At 60.4% G+C, this 20,060-nt stretch carries 17 protein-coding genes; 9 read left to right on the top strand and 8 right to left on the bottom strand.

Going from position 1 to position 20,060, the window contains the following annotated elements:
- Positions 1-231: 231 nt before the first annotated feature.
- A complete protein-coding gene (gene mocA / locus AB5Y86_RS18050; RefSeq protein ID WP_368193681.1) occupies positions 232-879 on the bottom strand; it encodes a molybdenum cofactor cytidylyltransferase in 648 nt (215 codons plus the stop codon).
- 1 nt (position 880) lies between these two features.
- Between mocA and yqeC the strand changes: the two genes are divergently transcribed.
- Together yqeC and yqeB are read left to right on the top strand one after the other, a co-directional pair.
- Positions 881-1,729 (top strand): selenium cofactor biosynthesis protein YqeC, encoded by an 849-nt coding sequence (gene yqeC, locus AB5Y86_RS18055; RefSeq protein ID WP_368193683.1) that lies wholly within the window; start codon positions 881-883, stop codon positions 1,727-1,729.
- Positions 1,730-1,756: 27 nt separating this feature from the next.
- Positions 1,757-3,349 carry a selenium-dependent molybdenum cofactor biosynthesis protein YqeB gene (yqeB, locus tag AB5Y86_RS18060; RefSeq protein ID WP_368193685.1) on the top strand — a complete coding sequence of 531 codons (1,593 nt, stop codon included), beginning with the start codon at positions 1,757-1,759 and terminating at the stop codon, positions 3,347-3,349.
- A 68-nt stretch (positions 3,350-3,417) separates the two neighbouring features.
- Here the strand turns inward: yqeB and AB5Y86_RS18065 are convergent, their stop codons facing one another.
- Positions 3,418-4,341, bottom strand: a complete 924-nt coding sequence (locus AB5Y86_RS18065; RefSeq protein ID WP_368193686.1) for a DMT family transporter — start codon at positions 4,339-4,341, stop codon at positions 3,418-3,420.
- Between the two features lie 263 nt (positions 4,342-4,604).
- On the opposite strand from AB5Y86_RS18065, the gene AB5Y86_RS18070 reads away from it, so the two are divergent.
- The 4 genes from AB5Y86_RS18070 to AB5Y86_RS18085 all read left to right on the top strand — a co-directional run bounded on the left by AB5Y86_RS18070 (position 4,605) and on the right by AB5Y86_RS18085 (position 8,920).
- Positions 4,605-5,726: an ABC transporter substrate-binding protein gene (locus tag AB5Y86_RS18070; RefSeq protein ID WP_368193688.1), complete on the top strand. Its 1,122-nt coding sequence runs from the start codon at positions 4,605-4,607 to the stop codon at positions 5,724-5,726.
- Between the two features lie 99 nt (positions 5,727-5,825).
- Positions 5,826-6,878, top strand: a complete 1,053-nt coding sequence (locus AB5Y86_RS18075) for a FecCD family ABC transporter permease (RefSeq protein ID WP_368193689.1) — start codon at positions 5,826-5,828, stop codon at positions 6,876-6,878.
- Entirely contained in the window at positions 6,871-7,641 is a 771-nt protein-coding gene (locus AB5Y86_RS18080; RefSeq protein ID WP_368193690.1) for an ABC transporter ATP-binding protein, read from the top strand. Before AB5Y86_RS18075 ends, AB5Y86_RS18080 begins: the two co-directional genes overlap by 8 nt.
- A gap of 55 nt (positions 7,642-7,696) precedes the next feature.
- Positions 7,697-8,920: an MFS transporter gene (locus AB5Y86_RS18085; RefSeq protein ID WP_368193691.1), complete on the top strand. Its 1,224-nt coding sequence runs from the start codon at positions 7,697-7,699 to the stop codon at positions 8,918-8,920.
- Positions 8,921-9,072: 152 nt separating this feature from the next.
- Here AB5Y86_RS18085 and arcC read toward each other — a convergent pair whose 3' ends face one another.
- The 5 genes from arcC to ygeW form a co-directional block, all read right to left on the bottom strand.
- Positions 9,073-10,005: a carbamate kinase gene (arcC, locus tag AB5Y86_RS18090; RefSeq protein ID WP_368193693.1), complete on the bottom strand. Its 933-nt coding sequence runs from the start codon at positions 10,003-10,005 to the stop codon at positions 9,073-9,075.
- A gap of 95 nt (positions 10,006-10,100) precedes the next feature.
- Positions 10,101-11,525, bottom strand: a complete 1,425-nt coding sequence (gene hydA, locus AB5Y86_RS18095; RefSeq protein ID WP_368193695.1) for a dihydropyrimidinase — start codon at positions 11,523-11,525, stop codon at positions 10,101-10,103.
- A 114-nt stretch (positions 11,526-11,639) separates the two neighbouring features.
- Positions 11,640-12,857 carry a YgeY family selenium metabolism-linked hydrolase gene (locus tag AB5Y86_RS18100; protein ID WP_368193696.1) on the bottom strand — a complete coding sequence of 406 codons (1,218 nt, stop codon included), beginning with the start codon at positions 12,855-12,857 and terminating at the stop codon, positions 11,640-11,642.
- Between the two features lie 139 nt (positions 12,858-12,996).
- Positions 12,997-14,196, bottom strand: a complete 1,200-nt coding sequence (gene dpaL / locus AB5Y86_RS18105; RefSeq protein ID WP_368193698.1) for a diaminopropionate ammonia-lyase — start codon at positions 14,194-14,196, stop codon at positions 12,997-12,999.
- 137 nt (positions 14,197-14,333) lie between these two features.
- Complete coding sequence (gene ygeW, locus AB5Y86_RS18110; protein ID WP_368193700.1) at positions 14,334-15,521, bottom strand: knotted carbamoyltransferase YgeW; 1,188 nt, start codon at positions 15,519-15,521, stop codon at positions 14,334-14,336.
- A gap of 609 nt (positions 15,522-16,130) precedes the next feature.
- On the opposite strand from ygeW, the gene AB5Y86_RS18115 reads away from it, so the two are divergent.
- Positions 16,131-16,724: a hypothetical protein gene (locus tag AB5Y86_RS18115; protein WP_368193702.1), complete on the top strand. Its 594-nt coding sequence runs from the start codon at positions 16,131-16,133 to the stop codon at positions 16,722-16,724.
- 41 nt (positions 16,725-16,765) lie between these two features.
- On the opposite strand, the gene AB5Y86_RS18120 is transcribed toward AB5Y86_RS18115, so the two are convergent.
- On the bottom strand, positions 16,766-17,770 hold the full coding sequence (locus AB5Y86_RS18120; protein ID WP_368193703.1) for a Wadjet anti-phage system protein JetD domain-containing protein: 1,005 nt from the start codon (positions 17,768-17,770) through the stop codon (positions 16,766-16,768).
- Positions 17,771-17,982: 212 nt separating this feature from the next.
- Here AB5Y86_RS18120 and AB5Y86_RS18125 point away from each other — a divergent pair, with 212 nt between their 5' ends.
- Together AB5Y86_RS18125 and AB5Y86_RS18130 are read left to right on the top strand one after the other, a co-directional pair.
- Positions 17,983-19,224 carry a lipase family alpha/beta hydrolase gene (locus AB5Y86_RS18125; protein WP_368193705.1) on the top strand — a complete coding sequence of 414 codons (1,242 nt, stop codon included), beginning with the start codon at positions 17,983-17,985 and terminating at the stop codon, positions 19,222-19,224.
- A 479-nt stretch (positions 19,225-19,703) separates the two neighbouring features.
- On the top strand, positions 19,704-19,907 hold the full coding sequence (locus AB5Y86_RS18130; protein WP_368193708.1) for a hypothetical protein: 204 nt from the start codon (positions 19,704-19,706) through the stop codon (positions 19,905-19,907).
- Positions 19,908-20,060 lie beyond the last annotated feature (153 nt).

Raw genomic sequence — 20,060 nt, forward strand, 5'->3', positions numbered from 1 at the left:
CAACAATCAGGCCACTACAGTTACAAAACTATTTTTTACGGTAAAAGCGTGAGACAGCTCGAATTAATGGAGAAAATTTACGATGCCACCATTATGGGTATTGCGAGTAGTTATCAATCACTCTGGAATTTACTTAATGAGCAGTTCAAAAAGAACTCGCCCTATCAGATCAAGTGCGAGAAATATCACTTTGATACGCCATTTATCTCCCCGTTATCTTTTTAAACTGGGTTATTTCGTGGGCTCGCTCTCATTTTCAAGAATGCCACCCAGCAGCGCCTGATAGCGCTCCGGGGTATCCACATCAAACAGGATAGCGGGGCTGTCAACTGGCACCATACGGTGCGGATGCTCTTGCAACCAGCGGCGCACCGACTGCTGTACCGGCGCGGTAGCCAGCTCCCTTGCGATGGATTTTGGCAGCAACACCGGATGGCCCGCCTCCCCCTGCCAGGTGGGGAAAAGAGCCTCACAGCCCCGTGCCAGCCAGAGCTGTTGATAGACCTCGCGCGGGATACAGGGGAGATCCCCGTGGCTGATAAAGAGGTAGTCAGCATCGCTGGCCGCCAGGGCGCAGCGGATGGAGCTGCCCAGCCCCTGCCGATAGTCGGGGTTGTGGACGACAACAATATCCGGCCGTGATCCGTAGCGGGCTTCAAGCTCCTCGCTACGATGGCCCACCACCAGAATAACCCGCTGACAAAAGGCCAGGGCATTTTTGAGACTTGCATCAAGCATTGTCCCCTGGCAATAAGGTAGCATCATTTTCCAGGTACCCATTCGGGAAGATAAACCCGCCGCCGTTATTATACAGTCACACTGCACTTGTTCCTGGCAACGTTGTTTCCCACTCCCTTCGATATTTATTTTGGTCGTCATTATGTCGCTACCACACGTTGTTGCTGTCGCATTTCCAGATATAGATCTGCTATTAAACCCGCTCACCAAAAATATTGATAGTCATACCACCTTAATTAGCCTCTGCGGGGCCGGTGGAAAAACCAGCACCCTGTTCTGGCTGGCGGAATATTTTTATCAACAGGGTAAAAGGGTGCTAATTACCACCACCACCCGGATGTTTCTGCCAGCCCCGTCACACTATCGGGAATTGATTATCGAGACGGATCCCGTTCGTCAACTTACCCGCTGTCAGGCGCTGCCGGATGGCCCGACCCTGGTCGCCCTGTTCAGCCATCTCGACGAGCGCACCGGCAAGGTTGCAGGGCCGGATCTGCGCCAAATCGACCTGCTCAAAGGACAGCAGCGCTTCGATCTGATCCTGGTCGAAGCGGATGGCGCCCATCACAAGTTATTGAAAGTGCCCGCTTTGCACGAACCTTGCATTCCCCAGAGCAGTGATTGGGTGATCGCCCTGACAGGCGGCGCCATGGTGGGGGCCAAGGCCGACCCGCAGCAGATCCACCGCTGGGCAGAGCTTCAGGCCCTGTGCGGGATAGAGGCCGGTGACCCCCTCGACTGGGCCCTGTTTCACCAGCTGCTCTCCCACCCCGAGGGGCTGTTCAAGGGCACCCCGGCCAGGGCGCGCCGGATCTGGTTTATCAATGGGGATTATCAAAATGAGGCGTCGTGGCTCGATGAATTGATAACGCTGCATAGCCGCCACCCCGAGATCCACGCCATCTGGCAGGGGGCGGTTCGCGAACCACAACCCATTCGCCTCGCACTCGGTTACTTCGCTCAGGATGAGGCACAGCCGCCTCGCCCATGATGGTTTAAGGATAAGAAGAGGTACCTTATGAATCTGTTTGCACACGCAGCCCGACTGGAACAGGAGAACACGCCGTTTGCCATGGCCCAGATCATCGAGAGCCGGGGCTCCACCCCGCGCCATCAGGCCCAGATGCTGGTGATGGCCGATGGCCAGATCCTCGGCACCATCGGCGGCGGCATGATCGAGCGGCTGGTGATCGAAGAGGCCGTGGCGGCCATTGCCGAGCGCAAGCCCCGCATCTTCCACGGCCGGATGGCCCGCAACGGCGAGCATGCGGTCGGGTCGGACTGTGGTGGCGCCATGTCGGTCTATATCGATGTCTATGGCCTGCGGCCACGGCTGGTGCTCATTGGTGCCGGCCACGTCAACCGGGCTGTGGCCCATGCTGCTGCGCCGCTCGGCTTTGATGTCCATGTAGGGGATTGCTTCGAGGGGAGCCTCAACCCTGACCTCTTCCCCGCCGGTACCCATCTGGTGCAGGCCGATACCATCAGCGCGGTGATCGATAAACTGGCCATCGAGCCCGCCAACTTCGTCATCATCGCCACCAACCATCAGGACAAGGAGGCGCTGGAGCGGCTCATCAGCCGTCCCCTCGCCTATCTGGGGCTGCTCGCCAGCAAGCGCAAGGTACAGACCTTCACCCAGGCGCTGCACCAGCAAGGGGTGAGCCAGACCCAACTGCAGCAGCTGCACGCCCCCATCGGTTACAACATAGGTGCCGAAACCCCCGAGGAGATCGCCATCAGCATTCTCGCCGAGCTGCTGCAGGTGAAAAACGGCAAATCGGGTGGGCTGATGCAGGATGACGTGCGCCTCAAGCGGGATCAGCTGGTGGTGATGCGCGGCTCCGGCGATATCGCTACCGGCGTGGCGCTGCGCCTGCACAATGCGGGCTTCAAGGTGGTGATGCTGGATCTCGACAAACCCACGGTGATCCGCCGCACCGTCGCCTTCGCGCAAGGGATGTTTGATGGTGAAACCAGCGTCGAGGGTGTGCGCGCCAAGCGGGTCGAGAGCGTCGAGCAGGCGTTCGAGCAGCTGGATCGGGACATCATTCCGCTGCTGGTTGACCCCGACTGCGCCACCCTCACCGAGCTCAAGCCCCGCTATCTGGTGGATGCCATCCTCGCCAAGCAGAACCTCGGCACCCACAAGGAGATGGCCCCCATCACGGTGGCCCTCGGCCCGGGATTTGAGGCGGGACGCGACTGCGATGCGGTGATCGAAACCAACCGCGGTCACCATCTGGGGCGGGTCATCTATCAGGGCCCCGCCCAGCCCAATACCGGCATTCCTGGGGTGATCGAGGGGCACTCCGCACGCCGGGTGGTGCGCGCCCCCGCCCCCGGGGTGATGAAGAGCCTGATCAAGCTCGGCGATCTGGTGCAGGAAGGGGATGTGATCGCCCATGTAGGGGATGCCCCCATTATCGCGCCGCTCTCTGGCATGGTGCGGGGGCTGCTCAGCGATGGCATCGAGGTGCCAGTCGGCTTCAAGATTGGCGATATCGACCCGCGTGGCGAGCGCGCCGATGCCACCACCGTCTCTGACAAGGCCCGCGCCATCGGCGGCGCCGTATTGGAAGCCATGATGCATCTGGCCCAGCGCAGATAAGGCTGTGTGCCAACACAAAGGGCCCGCCATGATGGCGGGCCCTTTTTATTTCGTTGCCGACAATCGACTCAGCCGTGCTTGACGCGGGTCTCCCCCGCCACCGACACCACGGAACGCTTGCCCTTGCGGCTGATGACGATAAGCGCCAGCACGATAAGGGCGATGCCGCTCCCTTCCACCGGCCCCGGGTTTTCCCCGAGCAGCCACCATGAGAGCAGCACGCCGCTCACCGGCACCGCCAAGGTACTGAGGCTGGCGATCCCGGCCGGCAGCTTTTTCAGCACGAACAACCAGAGGCTCCAGGCCAGCGCCGTGGCGAAGATTGCGCTGTAGGCGAGCGCGCCAAACACATAGGGTTGCCAGTCGATGGGTCGCTCCGGCACCAGCGCCGCCACCAGCGCCATCACCATGGTGGCATAGATCATCTGCCAGGTGGTGAGGGACATCAGATCCACCGCGGGATGGCGGGCATACATCCGCTTGGCGATGATGGCGCTGATCCCCCAGCAGATGCCGGAGGCAATCCCCAGCAGCGCACTCTTCATGGAATCGAGATGCAGCTGCCAGGGCTCGATCACCAGCAGCAGCCCGCATGCGGCCACCCCGACCGCCAGATAGTGGAGCTTGCGCATCCGCTCGCCGAGAAAGAGCGCCGCGAAGATCACCACCCAGAACGGCATGGTGTAGCTCAGAACGGCCACCTTGCCCGCCCCGCCGCTGATCAGCGCCCACTGGGCCAACCCCACCATGCCGCAGGTCTGGAACAATGCGATGGCGAGGGTATAGCGAAACGGGGTGGGTTTGAGATAACGGCGCCCGCGCAGGGCCAATACCAGCAACAACACCAATGAACCGCACAGGCAGCGCAGGGCAGTGAACTCGAAGGCCCCCGCGTAGAGCATCACCTGCTTCATCACGATCCAGCTGTAACTCCAGATGGCGGTGAGCAGGACCAGTCCCCCCAGCGCCGCCATATTGATCTTTGTGCTCATTACTCTGCCTTTTTGGCGCCTGTGCGCCTGCATGCCGGGCTAACCAGCCCCGAAATGAACCATCTTACTCTTGTGGGGGCCGACAGCCCAAACCTACCCTCCCCCCTGAAGAGCGGCGTTGGCGAAGAACCTTGCCAAGGTGGGCCTCGAACGACCAACACGCTATATACCTCCCTTATGTGACCCCTGGTAAAATCGATTGCCATCATTAAACGCAAATGCTAATACTTCTCACCCCAAAATCCGTTCAAGGTTTTCACAAGATGTTTCGTCACCCCCTGGCAAAGTTGCTGCTGCTCGGTCAGCTCACCCTGATGAGCTGGATGGCGCAGGCAAATCCCCTGGTTGAAGTAGAAGATGTGATGGGCCGCAAGGTCTCCCTCAGCCTTCCGGCCAGCCGTATCGTGCTCGGTTTCTATCCCGAGGATTATCTGGCCGTGGCCGGTGAAGGCGGCGCCGATCGGCTGGTGGGCATGTCCCGTGGCTGGTTCGTCAAGTCCCGCCCCGCCATCTGGTCGCTCTATGTCGCCAGCCTGCCGCAACTGGCCAAGGTGCCTGACCTTGGCAATGTGCAGGATCAGAGCTTCTCCATCGAGAAGACCCTGGCGGTCAAGCCCGATCTGCTGATCCTGGCGAAGTGGCAATATGAGGCCCTCGGCCCGGATCTGCCACGCTTCGAACAGGCCGGGATCCCGGTGGTGGTCATCGACTACAACGCCCAGACCCTGGAGCGCCACATGGCGAGCACCTTGCTGCTGGGCAAGGTGACAGGCCAGGAAGCTCGTGCCCAACAGATGGCCGACGAATACAAGACCAAGATTGACATCATCACCTCCCGCGTTGCCAACGCGAAGCGCCAGCCACCCCGGGTCTATATCGAGCTGGGCGACAAGGGACCTGCAGAATACAGCTACACCTATGGCAAGGACATGTGGGGCGCCATGGCCCTGCTGGCCGGGGGTGACAACGTCGCGGCGCCCTTCGTCGAGCGCTGGGGCCCCATCCATCCTGAGCAACTGCTGGCGAGCAAACCCGAGGTCATCCTGATGGCGGGCTACGAGAGCGTGAGCAGCGCTGAGGCGATGCAGGTCGGCCAGGATGTGTCGGCAGAGACGGTGCGCCAGCGTCTGCAAGGCTTTGCCGCCCGTCCGGGCTGGAGCGAGCTGCCCGCGGTGCAGCAGGAGCGCCTCTATGCGGTCTATCACGGCGCAACCCGCAGCATCATGGATGCAGCTCTCATCGAGTTCATGGCCAAGGCCCTCTACCCGGATCTGTTCCAGGATCTCGATCCCCTGGCCACCTATCAGGGCTTTTACCAGCGCTATCTGCCCATCCGTCCCCAGGGCACCTTTATGCTGGGCATCAAGCCGGGTAAGGCAAACTGAATCTGGTTGTTCGGGCTCTGCCAGTCTAGGCAGAGCCCTCTTCATCCCTCTTTAACCCTTGTGGGCGCCTCTCATGGCGCCCGTTTCAGGATTGTCATCATGAATGATTTGGCTGCCCTGCAGCAGACCCTCGCCCGCCAGCGGCAACGGGAGCGCCGTCGCGGGCACTGGCTCCTGCTGCTCACCCTGGTGCTGTGCATTACCCTGGTGCTCGACATCGCCACCGGCCCCTCCCTGCTGCCACTGAGCGAAGTGGTCGATGCCCTGCTCGCCCCCGCCCAGGCCGATCCCATGACCCGCACCATAGTCCATGACATGCGCCTGCCCATCGCCCTGATGGCGCTGGTTGTCGGTGCGGCGCTGGGCCTTGGCGGCGTCCAGATGCAGACCCTGCTGGACAATCCGCTGGCCAGCCCCTACACCCTGGGACTCGCGGCGGCAGCGGGGCTCGGTGCCGCACTGGCGCTCTATACCGGCGGTCTTGGACTCCCTCCTCTTGTGGCCATTCCGGCTGGCGCCTTCATCCTCTGCATGTTTGCTGCGAGCCTTTTATTTGGCCTTGCCATGATGCGCCATGTCAGCAGCCAGACCCTGATCCTGGCGGGCATCGCCCTGCTGTTCCTGTTCCAGTCCCTGCTCTCCCTGCTGCAGTTTCTCTCCTCCCCCGAGCTCAACCAGCAGATCCTGTTCTGGCTGTTTGGCAGCCTGATGCGCACCACCTGGGACTCCCTGATCATCACCGCCGCCGTCACCCTGATCTGCACCCTGTTCATCTACCGGGATGCCTGGGCCCTCACCAGCCTGCGTTTGGGGGAAGCCCGCGCCCGCAGCCTCGGGGTCAACGTGGACAGGTTGCGCATGAAGACTCTGGTACTGGTCGCCCTGCTCACCGCCACCGCCACCAGTTTCGTCGGTGTCATCGGCTTCGTTGGCCTGGTGGCGCCCCATATCGCTCGCATGCTGGTGGGGGAAGATCAGCGCTTTTTGATCCCGCTCTCGGCCCTGTGCGGCGCCTGCATGCTCTCAGCGGCCTCGGTGCTCTCCAAGTCCATCATTCCGGGGGCCCTCTTTCCCATCGGCATTGTCACCGCTCTGATTGGCGTGCCCTTCTTCATCTGGTTAATCCTCGGCAGGGGGCGTAAACGTGCTTGAAATATCCCGACTCTCCCTCTCCCTCGGCCAGCAGACCCTGCTGCGAGAGCTCAGCCTCACCCTGCATCCGGGTCAGGTCCACGTGATCATCGGTCCGAACGGGACCGGCAAGACCTCATTGATGCGCGCCCTGTTTGGTGAACTGACCCCGGATGGCGGCGATATCCGCCTGGGGGGCCAGAGTGCCCGCCAGATGACGCAGGCCAAGTGGCGCCAGCAGTTTGGCTACATGCCCCAGAACATCCAGCTGGAGCTGGACTTGAGCGTCATCGAAGTGGTGGTACTCGGTCGCCTCGACAGCCTCTCCATGCGTCTGGCGGACGAGGACATCCTGGCGGCGGGTCGCGCCTTGCAGGCCCTTGGTATCGCCCATCTGGCGGATCGCCCCCTCTACTCCTTAAGCGGCGGCCAGCGGCAGATGGTGCTGTTTGCCCAGGTGCTGCTGCGCGATCCCCGCATCATGATGCTGGACGAGCCGGTCAGCGCCCTGGATCTGCACCACCAGATGCAACTGATGGAGCATCTGTGTCAGCAGACCCGCGAGCAGCAGTGGATCACCCTGGTGGTGTTGCACGATCTCAACCTCGCCGCCCAGTTTGCCGATCAGCTGATCGTGCTGGCAGGGGGCGATCTGCAGGCCTTCGGCCCCCCCGCCCGGGTGCTCGACGCGGCCCTCATAGAGCGCCTTTACCACGTACCGGTGGAGATAAGCCATGATCAGAGCGGCATCCCCTTCCTCAGAACCGTGCGAAAGGCCTCATGACTGAGCGCAGCACAACCCCGGCGGCCCCCTCCCGACATGCTAGTGGGAGGCGAAGATGAACGGCGCCTCTTACTGGCGGGACTGGCAGGGCATGAGCCCGGCTGCCCGCCTGCTTATCACCAACGGGCTGGCCTTCAACCTCGGCTTCTACATGATGATGCCCTTCCTCGCCCAGCACATGGGTAGCGGGCTGGGTCTCGCCGGTTGGGCCTGTGGCCTGGTCATGGGGATGCGGGTCTTCAGCCAGCAGGGGCTCTTTCTCTTGGGGGGCACCCTTGGGGATCGCATCGGCTATCACCCCGCCATCGTCTGGGGCTGCCTGGTGCGCTCCATAGGCTTCGTGTTGCTCGGCTGGGCCGAGTCCCTGCCCATCCTGCTGCTGGCCGCCGCCCTCACCGGCTTTGCGGGGGCCCTGTTCACCCCTTGCGCCCAGGCGTATCTTGCCAGCGAATGCCACAACCCGAGCCAGCGTCAGCGCGCCTTTGCCCTGCACAATCTCGCCAGCGAGGCGGGCATGCTGCTCGGGCCCCTGGTTGGACTGACACTGACCCAGCAGAGCTATACCCTGACCGGCTTGTTGGCGGCGAGTCTGTTCGCCCTGCTCGGGGTGCTGCAATACCGGGTGCTGCCCAAACGCCCGGTGAGCCACCAGAGTCCGCGTGGCGCCATTTTACGCCAATGGAGAGAGATAGTGCGCCAGCGCCCTTTTATCGTGTTTACCCTGTTGGCGGGCAGCTACCAGATCCTGTTCCACCAGCTCTATCTCGCCCTGCCCGCCCATATCCAGAGCCTCCCGGACGCCACCCACCTGCTCGGAGGCGTCTTTACCCTCTCGGCGGTGATCGGCGTCCTGCTCCAGCTACCTGCCTCCCGTCTGGTAGAGAGGCGCCTGGGAGTGCCGCTCGCCATGGGGTTGGGTATCGGGATGATGGGCTTGAGCTATCTGGCTCTACCGCTGCTGGCACCTTGGCCGACGGCAGGCGTGTTGACGCAGGTAGCCCTGCTATCGCTAGGATCCATTCTCTGCTTCCCGCTTTTTGCCGCCCAACTGCCCCGCTACGCCCCTCCCGAGCAGCTCGGCAGCTACTACGGCTTTTATGCCAGCGCTGGCGGCTGCATGGCGCTCTTTGGCAACCTGCTCATCGGTTTTATGTTGGGGGATGCGGGCAGCCGCCCCGCCACAGTCATCTGGCTGCTGCTGGCGATGATTGGTTTGCTCGCCGGTATCGGCCTCTACAAGTTTCTGCCATCCATAAAACCCGGCTGCCACTCCAACTAGTCCTATTGCCACTCCCACAGAGCGGTTCATCTGGCCTGCAGAACACGACCGACAGTGATGATCCGTCACCGCCATCCCAATAAAACAGAGTGTGGAGCCAAGGCTCCACACTCTGTCAGGGGCGGGATGCCCCTGTGGATCAGTACGCATGATTACAGGCTGATCACGGTCCCGGTCTTGCCAGCGATCCCCTCGGCTGCCTTTTCCAGCAAGGTGATCAGGGATTTGCGCCCCGGCAAGGAGGTGGCGAACGAGAGCGCAGCCTCCACCTTGGGCAGCATGGAGCCCTTGGCAAACTGCTCCTGGGCGATAAAGCTGTTGGCATCGGCGACGCTCAGCTGATCGAGCCACTGCACATCGGGCTTGCCGAAGTTGATGGCAACCTTCTCCACCGCGGTGAGGATGATCAGCATGTCGGCGTCGATAAGCTCCGCCAGCTTGGCACTGGCCCAATCCTTGTCGATCACCGCACTGGCACCGCGCAGGTGATTGCCCTCCCGCAGCACCGGAATGCCGCCGCCACCGACGGTGATCACCACCTGACCGGCGGCCAGCATGGCAGAGACTGTCTCTTTCTCGATGATATCTACGGGTTTGGGAGATGCGACCACTCTGCGATAGCCACGGCCGGCATCCTCTTTGAGCCGCTCGCCCCTGGCCATCAATGCCTCGGCCTCCTCCTTGCTGAAGAAGCCGCCGATGGGCTTGCTCGGGTCAAGGAAGGCGGGATCGTTTTTATCCACCTCAACCTGGGTCACCAGCGTGGCGACCGGCTTGTGGATGCCGCGTTCCAGCAGGGCTTCACGCAGGGCATTTTGCAGGTCATAACCGATGTAGCCCTGACTCAGGGCCACACAGACCGACATGGGCAGATGGGGTGATTTTGGCTCGTGGCGGGCCGCCACTTCGAACGCCTGCTGGATCATCCCCACCTGCGGCCCGTTGCCGTGGGTGACCACCACCTCGTGCCCCTGGGCGATCAGGTCGGCGATAGTGTGCGCCGTGCTCTGCACCGCCTTCATCTGCTCGGGCAGGTTGTTGCCCAGCGCATTGCCACCAAGGGCCAGTACGATTCTCTGTTTCATCTTGTTATCTCCAGTGATGGGACAAGCCGGCGCAATACCGGCCCACCTTTCGTTGTTCACATAACCTTGCTGCTCTGTCTGTTTCGAACGGATTGTCAGCCAGCAACAGCGGGGCAAGGCGAGTGCAGATCAGGCGCCAACGCCGGATCAAAGGGCGCTCTGGCCAAAAAGCGGCCATGCCCCCGTTGTCCGGTAAATTCGCCGTCGCGAGCGACTATCTCGCCGCGACTGAGGGTCATCCTGATCTGGCCGGGACAATGCATCCCCTCGTAGGGGCTGTAGTCACCGTTGTCATGCAGGGCGGCGTGACGGATCTGGGTCTCGCCACAGGGATCCATCAGCACCAGATCGGCATCAGACCCCGCTTGCAAGTTGCCCTTGCACGGCCAGAGACCGAACAACTTGGCCGAATTGGCGCTGGTGAGGGCCACGAAGCGGGACGGCGAGATGCGCCCGCCGAGCACCCCGTGGGCAAACAGCAGCAGCATCCGGTTCTCGACGCCCGGCAAGCCGTTGGGGCAGCGGCTGAAATCGCCGCCCGAGAGGGTCATGCGCTGGGCGTGGGAGAAATTGCAGTGATCGGTCGCTACCGTATCGATGTCACCCGCAGCGATACCGACCCACAGCTTGTCCTGCTCGCGGCGTGAGCGCAGCGGCGGGCTGAGCAGATAGTCGACTCCGTTCTCCCGGTAGTAGCAGGAATCATCCAAAAGCAGATATTGCGGGCAGGTCTCCACCCAGACTGGCTGGCCCTGACGGCGCGCCAGCTTCAGATACTCCAGCCCCAGTCCATTTGAAAGGTGGACGATATAGAGCGGCGCATTGCCAGCGAGCCCCGCCAGATTGATCATCCGGGCCACCGCCTCGGCTTCGCACTCCAGCGGGCGACTCTGCGGGTGATACCAGGGTTCATGGTGACCCGCGGCCAGCAGAGCCGCCCGGCGCGCCGCGATGGCGGCGTCGTTCTCGGGATGGACGGTGGCAAGCGCCCCCACCTCCTTGAGGCGGGCCAGGGCGCGCAGCACGTCGTGATCACCCAGCTTGTACTGGTAGGTGAGATAGAGCTTGAAGCTGCTGATCCCCTCCTCCTGCACCATGGCGGCCATTTCGTGGAGGATGGCGTCATCCACATGCTGGACAACGCCGTGAAAGCTGTAATCGACCACCGCCTGATCGGCGGCATAGTCGTGATAGCGGGCCAGCTGGTGATGCAGATTGCACCCCGCCGGGCCAAATCCCATGTGATCGACGATAGTGGTGGTGCCACCACAGGCGGCGGCACGGGTACCACTGAAAAAATCATCGCAACTGCGGGCAATGCCCACATCGATGTTGAAGTGGGTATGGACGTCGATGCCACCCGGCATCACATAGCAGCCGCTGGCATCGATCACTTCGGTCTCGCCATCGGGCTGGATAGCGGCGGCGCGCGCGCGGATCACCCCGTTCTCGATCAGCAGATCCTGACGATATTCCCCCTGTGCATCGACCAGCACACCGTTTTTGATCAGCCGTTTCATTCCCACCACCTCGAACATCACTTCAAACAGCAAAGCCCCGCCTCAATGGAGACGGGGCACTTGCCACACTTGCGACAGCCGGGCGGTGATGAGAGTCACCGCCCGGCAGCCCCCTTACTTGTCCAGCTCGGCCAGATAGAGCATGGGGATCACGGCGTACATGGCGGCGCACTTGACCAGATGCTCTTTCCAGGTCTTCTCGTTCGGGGCGTGGGCCTCCGGCTCTTTACCCGGGCCAAAACCGATGACCGGAATACCGTGGCGACCCATGATGGAGACCCCGTTGGTCGAGAAGGTCCACTTGTCCACCACCGGCTCCTTGTTGAACAGCTCACGATAAGCCTTGGAGAGGGTTTTGACGGTGATGTGATCCTCTTCCACCTTCCAGGTCGGGAAGTAGCACTCGGTCGGATAGACCAGACCGGTGTAGGCCGGACGATCGTACTGGTACATGGAGACCTCGGCACCGGCGGCTTTTACCGCAGGCAGGGCGCGGATCTCGTCGAGCGCCCCTTGCCAGGTTTCGCCCCAGGTGAGGCGGCGGTCGATGGAGACGGCGCAGCTGTCTGCCACGGCGCAGCGGCTTGGGGAGGTGAAGAAGATCTCGGAGACGGTCAGGGTACCCTTGCCGAGGAAGTCGTCATGACCGAGGTTGTGGCTCAGCTCCTGCAATTCGCCGAGGATGGGGCCCATCTTGAAGATGGCGTTGTCACCGCGCTCCGGCGCAGAGCCGTGGCAACTGACCCCCTGCACTTCCACACGGATCTCCATGCGGCCACGCTGGCCACGGTAGATCTGGCAGTCGGTCGGCTCGGTACTGACCACGAACTCGGGGCGGATCTTGCTCTGCTCGATGATGTACTGCCAGCAGAGGCCATCGCAATCCTCCTCCTGCACGGTACCGGTCACCAGCAGGGTGTACTGATCTTCCAGCCCGAGATCCTTGATGATCTTGCCCGCATAGACCATGGAGGCCATGCCGCCTTCTTGGTCAGATGCACCACGACCACCGATGATCTCGTGATCTTCCATCCCCTCATAGGGGTCGAACGTCCAGTTGGCCATGTTGCCGACACCCACGGTATCGATGTGGGCATCCATGGCGATCAGGTGCGGGCCGTGGCCGATATAGCCCAGCACGTTGCCCATGGGGTCGATCTCGACCTTGTCAAAGCCAACCTTCTCCATCTCCTGCTTGATGCGCAGCACGACGCGCTCTTCATCGCAGCTCTCGCTCGGGATAGCGATCATGTCGCGCAGGAACTGACTCATCTCGGCCTTGTACTGGTAGGCCTTCTCCAACACCATTTCAAACGGAATTTGCTTGCTCATTGTGATTCTCCATAACAACTGAGAGTGCGCGGCCTGTTCGTCGACAGCGCCCTGTGCCCGTTACCGCGCCCCGTTGACGAGGCGCGACCAATGCTTCAATTCGTGTCTCTGCTCTCGCAGGGATCACTCACAGCCGGGGTTAATCGCAGGCAGGATGTTTGCCTTCCCACACCACTTCCCGGTAGTGGGTCACATCGGTGTCCCCTTCGGTGTTGATGATGAGTACGACCGAGTTGCTATCCAGCCCGAGGCGCGCCATCAGCGCCGCGCGATCCGGGTGGTGACGCACTGCCGCCAACACACCGGTACCGACCGAGCCGGATTCGCCGGAGATGATTCGGGGATCATTGCCAAGGGGGTTGCCAAGCACCCGCATGCCCAGCGCCGACACCTTGTCGTGACAGGAGATGAACTGGGTGGTGCAGCTTCTGAGCAATGGCCAACCGAGCGGATTGGGTTCACCGCAGGCAAGACCGGCCATGATGGTGCGCATATCGCCTCCCACGTTGACCATCTCCCCAGCCACACCGGAGCGGTAGATGCAGTCGGCCTGATCCGGCTCGACCACGATACTGTGCAGGTTTTTCGCCCCGAAGCAGTCCACCAGATAACCGAGTACTCCGCCCGCCAGCGCCCCGACCCCGGCCTGCAGCAGCACATGGGTCGGCTGCTTGATGCCCATATCCTGCATCTGCTCGACCGCTTCGTCGGCCAGAGTGGAGTAACCCTGCATGATCCAGGTCGGGATCTTGGTATAGCCCTCCCAGGCGGTGTCTTGCACTATGTGCCAGCCGCGCTCTTCGGCCATCTTCATGGTCAGACGCACGGTGTCGTCGTAATTCATGTCGGTGACGATGCACTCGGCACCGAGATTGAGGATGTGGTCAACCCGCTCCTGGGCCGAGCCCTTGGGCATGTAGACCACCGCATGCTGACCTACCTGCTTGGCGGCCCAGGCGACGCCGCGACCGTGGTTGCCATCCGTGGTGGTGGCGAAGGTCATCGGCTCCTTGATGGTGCGTTTGATGAGATCGAAGGAGAAATCCTCGATGGCCACCCCGTACTTTTCACAGAGCAGGTTGGCGATGGCATAAACGCCACCCAGCATCTTGAAGGCATTGAGACCAAAGCGCTTTGACTCGTCTTTGACCAATATATTTTTCACCCCGATATAGGCGGCCAGATCTTTCAGGTCGCACAAGGGGGTCGGCTCATAACCGGCCAGTTTTTTATGAAAAGCGCGAGCTTTTTGTGCTTCGGCGCGAGAAAACAGCGGAGATGACTCAGCGGTAAAAAAGCGGTTATCGGCAATATCCATCTTCAGCGAAAATTGGGACATGCTTACCTCACTAGGCGTTACCTGACAAAGAGCTGCCTCGCCGGGAGATCCGTTATTCAGATACCACGGGGAGAAAACTCAAAATAATGATTTCGACAGCGTGGGCAGGATGAATATTCACCCTGCCCTGCCGTTATTTATTTCACCCGCTTTTGCGCCTCTTTAATCAGATTTTCCAGGGTTTCTGCCGGGGCGGAGAATTTACGGGCCATGATCATGGCGGCGATAATATAGGGCTTCCAGCTCGCCTCTTTGTAAGTGGCGATACGGTATTTCTCAAATACCCCTTCGGTTACTTCGCCCTCTTTGCAGGATACGCCGGAAATATCGGCCGGCAGGCAGTGCATATAGAGCGCTTCGCCCCCCTTGGTGAGCTTCATCATCTCCTCGGTGCAGTGCCAATCCTTGTGCTTGGCGTTCTGCTCAAGGCAGTGTTTCTCCAGATCTTTCAGGCCAGCGTGGTCATTGGCACGCAGCAACTCGGTGCGCTGCTCCATCACCTTGTAGGGGGCCCAGGACTTGGGATAGACGATATCGGCATCCTTGAACGCCTCTTCCATGGAGGTGACCTGACGGAAGCTGCCGCCGGAAGCCTTGGCATTCTCTTTGGCCACTTCGATCACATCCGGGATCAGGTCATACCCCTCCGGGTGGGCCAGGGTCACGTCCATACCGAAACGGGTCATCAGACCTATGATGCCCTGCGGCACGGAGAGCGGCTTGCCGTAGCTCGGAGAGTAAGCCCAGGTCATCGCAATCTTCTTGCCCTTGAGGTTTTCCAGGCTGCCGAAGTGCTCCTGCAACCAGGCGAGATCAGCCATGGACTGGGTCGGGTGATCAATGTCGCACTGCAGGTTGACCAGCGCCGGACGCTGGGGCAGCACTCCCTTCTCGAACCCTTCATCCAGTGCGGCGCCCACTTCGCGCATATAGGCGTTACCGGCACCGAGGAACATGTCGTCACGGATGCCGATGGCATCGGCGCAGAAGGAGATCATATTGGCCGTTTCACGGACGGTTTCGCCGTGGGCGATCTGGGATTTACCCTCGTCCAGATCCTGCTGGGCCAGACCGAGCAGGTTCAAGGCTGAGGCGTAAGAGAAGCGGGTTCGGGTGGAGTTATCGCGGAAAACCGAGATACCGAGCCCGCTGTTAAACAGTTTGGTAGCAATATTTTCGGCACGCAGGGTCTTGAGGGATTCGGCCAGTTTCAATACCAGCTCCAGCTCCTGAGGGGTTTGCTCCCAGGTCAGCAGAAAATCTTTTTCATGCAGGTTGGATTTGAGTGCTCTGATCTCTTTGATTAATTCGTTAACTGCTTTCATCGTTCGCCCCAATCATTGGATGAGATATGGATAGCTCCCCTTTCACTCACGATGTCACCAGCATCCCGGTTGTGGGTGAGCGCGTCGGTTAGCGTCGATATGAGGCAATCAATAAGCGTGCCAAACCAATAAAATGCAGGCAGATATTAATAAATGGCGAAAGTATGTGATGCCACCCACAAAATCAGCGGCTATTTCAGCGGTTTATTCCATAAAAGGATGGATAGGGTGGCCAAGCCATAAAATAGCCGAGTGATAATAATCAGAGGCAATATCCCTTTGTCGGTGAGAATTATCATCAAAGGTCAGTTTCAGGGGCTGAAATGATATCGGCGGGGCTGTCGTTATCATTATGATAATGCCCGCAACACCTTTTCTCTTGGAAGGATCTCTCCAGCGTTGACACTGCTGCTATCTCGTCTCCCCTTCGCTCCCCGCCCGTATCACCTCTCGCCTTATCTTCCGGCCACATCGCTGGGCGCGGTTGGCCCAAGGTGCTAACGTGAATACGCCAGCTGCGTATCTGTCTCGGATGCTCAGAAGGGCCGACGTTCACTGCCGCAACTGCGCGGAAGAACCTGCATGACTTACATCTTCGAGGGATTATCTATGTCTAGGAATGCTGCTCTGCTCATCACCCTGACCCTGCTCGGGATCGCCCCTGCCCACGCCATCAGTGCCAAATATGCCGAGCAACTGGAGCACTCCGGCTGCACCCAGGTCACCGAGGCGCAAGGCTGTGACATTCACAAAACCAAAGCGGAAAATGCCAAGGCGGGATTTGGCGCGGCCGCCCCGGCCGCGGAGGGCGGTCTGAATCTGAGCTATGAGCAGAAGCTGGAGCGCTCGGGCTGCACTCAGGTGAGCGAGCTCAATGGCTGCGATATCAACAAAACCAAGGCTGAGAACGCGGCTGCCGGTGTTGGCAATGCTCCGGCCGCGGCAACCAGCGCCAGCCCCTATGCGGGCAACTGGATCGCCACCTTCCCCCAAACCGGCGCCACCGTGGCCAATATCCGCATCGATGACAAGGATCAGGTGTGGGTCAACGACAAGAAGGTCAATGCCAAGAAATCTGATGGCGCGCTGGTGTTCAAGGATGGCATGGTCATCTACACCATTCAGGGGGATCGCCGCATCAAGGGTGAAGATGGCTGGGTCGATAATGATGCCGGCACCAAGGGGCCCATCAACGCCAAGTAAACAGCTGACCACGAAATGACGGGGAGCGCGGGCTCCCCGTTTCACACCTGATTGCCCATCTCTTCCAATGACCAGCTCCGCCAGTGAGAGGCCAGAATCAATACCTCCTGCTCCAGCCAAGTCCCGTCTGTGATCAGTTTATCGAGCCAGGGAACGCCTGCCGACGCGCCATGACCATCAACCTGATCAGCCTGCTTCGTCACACGCCAGGGCACCTTGCCACTGTCCGTCGCAAAGGTGCGCACCGGACGGGCGTAGTGCTCCAGATAAGGTTGCAGCTCACAGGGAAGCCAGAGCATGGCCGGTCGATTTAGCTCACGCGCCAGCTCGATGGCAATATCGATACCCCGTTGATCGAGATCGCCAAAATGGGCCCACTGCACGCCCACAGGCAGCAGCGGGATCAGCTGTTTGGCCAGGGTGGTATTGCGACCGGGGGCAAAGAGCAGCAGTTGCCCGGGTTGCAGCGGGTAGTCGACAAAGGCCCCCTTGTTCTCCACCGTAATGACCCGATCCCCTTGCCAGCCGATGGCCGCCAGCGTGCCCAGAGTCCGCTCCGGCAACGCCAATTCCCCCAGCAGCGCCATCATTGCCGTCATATCGTGCTGCTGACCTTGCCGATCGACCAGTGAGAGCTGTTCGAGGGTACGGATGCGGATCACCTCATCTTGAGTTAGCGACAAGTTCGCAAGCTGTGGCGCGGCAAGGGATGCTGATCGCGGATGCTTGCTATCCCCATGCCAGAGAGCATAAAAGCAGGCCTGATTGAGCCGTGCAGGCAAACTCACTCCCAGACGTTGCAGCTGCTCCCCCTTGTCCGGTTCGGGGGGCGCAGCCCGTGCCAGTTGTCCGGTCAGAAAAGTCCGCCCCGCGTCGGTCAATATATGACGGGAACTGCGCCCAACTGACTCGACTCCGCCCACAGCCTGCAGCAACTCCTTCAACTCGCGGCCATGCCGACTCTCAAGGGAGCAGCCCTTCTCGTTCTGGCTATCGAGCAACCGTGCACACAAATCCTGTACCCGCACCTCATTAAACAGCGACATCCTCACCTCTCCATGTGGCTTCATATGACGAAGTAGAGGTGATTTTCCCTGTCATTACCGTGACCGGCTTCGCAAGCGGTTCTTATCAGCCCCGCCATGCATGGCCCGTTACTGGTAAACCCGCCACAAAGGGCGCAAGCTGGTTTGATATAGAGATACGCTGCGCTCTTCGCGGCACGACAACGCGATACCCGCTTTCACAAGGGCTTGCCATGACCGACGCCACAGACCCCTCGCCATCCTCTTCCTGGCATCTTTCGGATATCCGCGAGCTGGCGCAACTGCTGACTCTGGCGCTGCCCGCCGCGGTAGAGATCACCGAAGCGGTACATCAGGCGGTACTGAGCGGTATGGGGCTCAAGGGACGGGATGAGGGAAAAACAGCCGGGATCACCGGGCTGGTCTACAAGGGGGTACATGGCGCCGCCAACAACCTAAGCAGCGGCATCAACCAACTGCTCAGCCGCCTGCCAGCCACTCCGCCGCCCCACCAGATCCCCGAGACCCCGAAACGTGCGGCCCTGATCGCCACACTCAACGGCGTGTTGGGGGACAAGCTGGTCGAACACCACAATGCCCTCGCCACCCCCATGACCCTGCGCTATCAGGGCAAGCCCCTCGATTGGCAGGCGATGCCAAAGGATCTACCCCGCGAGGGACGGGTGCTGCTGATGCTCCATGGCCTCTGCATGAACGATCTGCAGTGGCAGACCGAGCACCAAGGCAAGCCGGTCAATCACGGAGAGCAACTTGCCAACGCGCTTGGCTATCAGCCTCTTTACCTGCGCTACAACTCGGGCCTGCCCATCGCACAGAACGGGCAGGCGCTGGCCCTGTTGCTGGAACAGCTGTTCGCCCACTGGCCGGGAGAGCTCAAAGAGATAACGATAATGGGCTATAGCATGGGGGGACTGGTTGCACGCAGCGCCTGCCACCATGCCGGCATGGCCGGGCTCACCTGGCCTGCGCACCTTGCCAACCTGATATTTCTCGGCACACCACACCACGGCGCTCCGCTCGAACATGCCGGTCACTGGCTGGAGCAGTTGTTGCCCGCTACCGCCTACAGCGAACCCTTCGTCAGACTGGCGCGGCTGCGCAGTGCTGGCATCAAGGATCTGCGCCACGGCAAGGTGATCGATGAAGTGGCCCAACCCGACCCCACCGTGCCCTTGCGCGATCCCCGCGTCCCACTCCCCTTGCCCTGTGGCGTCAACTGCTATGCCATTGCCGCGACCACGGCCGCCAAGCGCAGCCTGCTGGCCGACCGGCTGATTGGCGATGGACTGGTGCCGCTACGCAGCGCCCTCGGTCAGCACAGCGAGGCGCGTCATCAGCTTGCCTTCCTCCCCGCCCATACCCTGATCGTCTATCGCACCAGCCATATGGCCCTGCTCGCCAGCCCGCAAGTGGGCCAGCAACTGCTGCGCTGGCTCGACCCCTTGCAGTTATAGCGAGCTGGCGATTAAAGCAACAGAGTGCTGGTTCACAAAGGAGCCCTGTGGCACTCTGGGACGTCAAAGGGAAGACCCACACTGACACCTCATGTGTCCCCACTGCAAAGGAGCGCCACCGATGGCCAAAGTATGCAAGAAAGAGATCAAGAAGAAGATCGCCGCTCGTCTTGAGAAAATTGCCAAGCATGAAGGCAAGATCAAGAAGCTGAAGAAGGCCCTGAAGTAGGACCCACAGCATAAGAGAAACCGCCAGCTGGCGGTTTTTTCATCCCCTTTTCGCCCCTTTACCATCGTTTTGATACCGATGGCCTTAATGTAAACGCCTCAAGCACACCTCAGCAAAACAGCCCGACTGAAACCACGCGCTTTCCCATCTCAGCTATTTGGTCTAACAGCGCCAATCGGGCGCCGCGCGTGCCCATGCCAGCAACTACCTTCAACGGAGTGTTTGATATGAGCCAGCAGTGGAGCGCCATATGTTCTCTTACACCCTCACCTTCAAGGAAGATGTCGATCGCCTGACTTCCCCCGAGCAGGAGATCACCTTGCAGAGCCCCGCCCAGGCGGGGGATTTCATTATCCTCTCCGACGGCAGCCGCCATCAGGTGATGTTTGTCACCCACCGCGCCCACTACAGCAGCCTCTATCTCGATAAAGGGGTCAGGGTGCCGCAGAGTTAGTGACTATCGCCTTCAATTGATGGGGCTGAGTGAAATATTCACGCCGTTGACATAATAATCATCGCATCATGTCAAAGTACCTTTCTCGCTACCACGATATATCTGAGGAAGCGCGATGAAAAAATACAATATTGTCTTATATCAAATTCAATT

Origin of the sequence: Aeromonas sp. s8, assembly GCF_040907785.1 — a bacterium.
In the GTDB taxonomy this organism is placed as follows: domain Bacteria; phylum Pseudomonadota; class Gammaproteobacteria; order Enterobacterales; family Aeromonadaceae; genus Aeromonas; species Aeromonas veronii.

Bases quoted from the DNA above. Each gene is read 5' to 3' on its own strand.
- hydA (WP_368193695.1), bottom strand. From the start codon at position 11,525: ATGAAACGGCTGATCAAAAACGGTGTGCTGGTCGATGCACAGGGGGAA.
- AB5Y86_RS18070 (WP_368193688.1), top strand. From the start codon at position 4,605: ATGTTTCGTCACCCCCTGGCAAAGTTGCTGCTGCTCGGTCAGCTCACC.
- ygeW (WP_368193700.1), bottom strand. From the start codon at position 15,521: ATGAAAGCAGTTAACGAATTAATCAAAGAGATCAGAGCACTCAAATCC.
- AB5Y86_RS18075 (WP_368193689.1), top strand. From the start codon at position 5,826: ATGAATGATTTGGCTGCCCTGCAGCAGACCCTCGCCCGCCAGCGGCAA.
- AB5Y86_RS18130 (WP_368193708.1), top strand. From the start codon at position 19,704: ATGTTCTCTTACACCCTCACCTTCAAGGAAGATGTCGATCGCCTGACT.
- AB5Y86_RS18085 (WP_368193691.1), top strand. From the start codon at position 7,697: ATGAACGGCGCCTCTTACTGGCGGGACTGGCAGGGCATGAGCCCGGCT.
- dpaL (WP_368193698.1), bottom strand. From the start codon at position 14,196: ATGTCCCAATTTTCGCTGAAGATGGATATTGCCGATAACCGCTTTTTT.
- AB5Y86_RS18115 (WP_368193702.1), top strand. From the start codon at position 16,131: ATGTCTAGGAATGCTGCTCTGCTCATCACCCTGACCCTGCTCGGGATC.
- AB5Y86_RS18125 (WP_368193705.1), top strand. From the start codon at position 17,983: ATGACCGACGCCACAGACCCCTCGCCATCCTCTTCCTGGCATCTTTCG.
- AB5Y86_RS18100 (WP_368193696.1), bottom strand. From the start codon at position 12,857: ATGAGCAAGCAAATTCCGTTTGAAATGGTGTTGGAGAAGGCCTACCAG.
- AB5Y86_RS18065 (WP_368193686.1), bottom strand. From the start codon at position 4,341: ATGAGCACAAAGATCAATATGGCGGCGCTGGGGGGACTGGTCCTGCTC.
- yqeB (WP_368193685.1), top strand. From the start codon at position 1,757: ATGAATCTGTTTGCACACGCAGCCCGACTGGAACAGGAGAACACGCCG.
- AB5Y86_RS18120 (WP_368193703.1), bottom strand. From the start codon at position 17,770: ATGTCGCTGTTTAATGAGGTGCGGGTACAGGATTTGTGTGCACGGTTG.
- mocA (WP_368193681.1), bottom strand. From the start codon at position 879: ATGACGACCAAAATAAATATCGAAGGGAGTGGGAAACAACGTTGCCAG.
- yqeC (WP_368193683.1), top strand. From the start codon at position 881: ATGTCGCTACCACACGTTGTTGCTGTCGCATTTCCAGATATAGATCTG.
- arcC (WP_368193693.1), bottom strand. From the start codon at position 10,005: ATGAAACAGAGAATCGTACTGGCCCTTGGTGGCAATGCGCTGGGCAAC.